2 protein-coding genes are annotated in these 1,364 nt (G+C 30.4%); one reads left to right on the top strand and one right to left on the bottom strand.

The genetic code is table 11. The features are described 5' to 3' along the window. The coding region (locus tag CLTEP_RS13955) for an Rpn family recombination-promoting nuclease/putative transposase (protein ID WP_084365019.1) at nt 1-797 on the top strand (797 nt) is incomplete at its 5' end. 151 nt (nt 798-948) lie between these two features. Here the strand turns inward: CLTEP_RS13955 and CLTEP_RS15520 are convergent. Beyond that, the coding region (locus CLTEP_RS15520; protein ID WP_153016358.1) for a DUF4351 domain-containing protein at nt 949-1,364 on the bottom strand (416 nt) is incomplete at its 5' end.

Genomic DNA, 1,364 nt, shown 5'->3' with positions numbered 1-1,364 from the left:
TTTTGATATCATTTATAAATTCAGTGTTGAGTGAAGATGAGCAAATAGTGGATATAGAGTTAAAAAACCCTTATAACTTAGCAAATTACAGGCAAGGTAAGATGAGCATACTTGATATAAAGGCAGTAGATGAAAAAGGAGTATGGTATGATATAGAAATGCAGATTGCAGAGCAGAGCTTTTATGACAAGAGAGCTTTGTATTACTGGGCGAAGGTATATTCAGACCAAATAGAAAGTGGATATGAATTTAATTTGTTGAAGAAAACTATAGGCATAAATATATTGGATTTTGAATATTTAAATGAAGAAGAATATCATAATGTCTACAAAATATACAATGTAAAGAGCAAAAAGTCATTTAGTAATTTATTTGAACTGCATTTTATAGAACTTCCAAAATTCAAGAAAGATTTTAGTGAAATAAAGACAACGCTAGATAGATGGGCAGCATTTTTAACAAAAGCGTATGAATTTGATAAGGATAGTGTGCCTAAAGAATTAGCACAGAATGAGGAAATAAAAAAAGCAGCTGAGAGGCTAGATATAATGAGCTTAAATAAGGAAGAAAGAGAAATATATGAAAATGATTTAAAAGCGATGATGGTAAGAAATGCTGAGATTAATGCTGCTGAGGAGAAGGGAAGAGAAGAAGGAATCAAGGAAGGAATTAAGGAAGGAGTCATTAAAACTGCAAAAAACTTATTAGACATGGGTATAGATGAGAATATGGTATCAAAAGCTACAGGACTAAGCGTAGAAGATATTAGGGAATTGTGCAATAAGAGAAAACAATAATAGAGAAAAGAGAATAGTAACAATATTCTTTATCGATTTTATAAGACTCCCACTTTTATAGGTGGGAGATTGAAGTTTTTGCTTTAGCAAAACGAGTTTACACTTTCTATTCACTGTATAAGGTTTACTATTTTATAAGAAAACTTGAACATTAAAGGTACTTTTCTAGATCTTTAATATCTTGCATATCGAAAATTTCTAAAGCTATTATATCAATTATGTTTGGAGGTAAAGTCTTAATTTTTTTTAGGTATTCGTTTGGAATCTTCTTGAATTTCTTTATTAACAATGCTGTTAATATTTCATATTTACCTTCAATTTTCCCTTCTTGTAGTCCCTCTTGCAATCCTTCTTGTAGGCCTTTTTGTAGACCTTCTTGTAGACCTTTTTGAAGGCCTTCTTGTAGGCCTTTTTGTAGACCTTCTTGCAATCCTTCTTCACGTATCATTTTTCCTATTTCAGTCATAGAGAATACCTCCTTAAATTTTTTCTTACTATCATCATCACCGAATTTTTCTAAAAGAGCATATAATAAACTTAAACAATGAAGTTTGTTATCATTTTCTT

It is taken from the genome of Clostridium tepidiprofundi DSM 19306 (assembly GCF_001594005.1).
Taxonomy (GTDB): Bacteria; Bacillota; Clostridia; order Clostridiales; family Clostridiaceae; genus Clostridium_AC; species Clostridium_AC tepidiprofundi.
The sequence above is the reverse complement of the archived record's forward strand: the minus strand, read 5'-3'. Positions and strand labels throughout refer to the sequence as shown.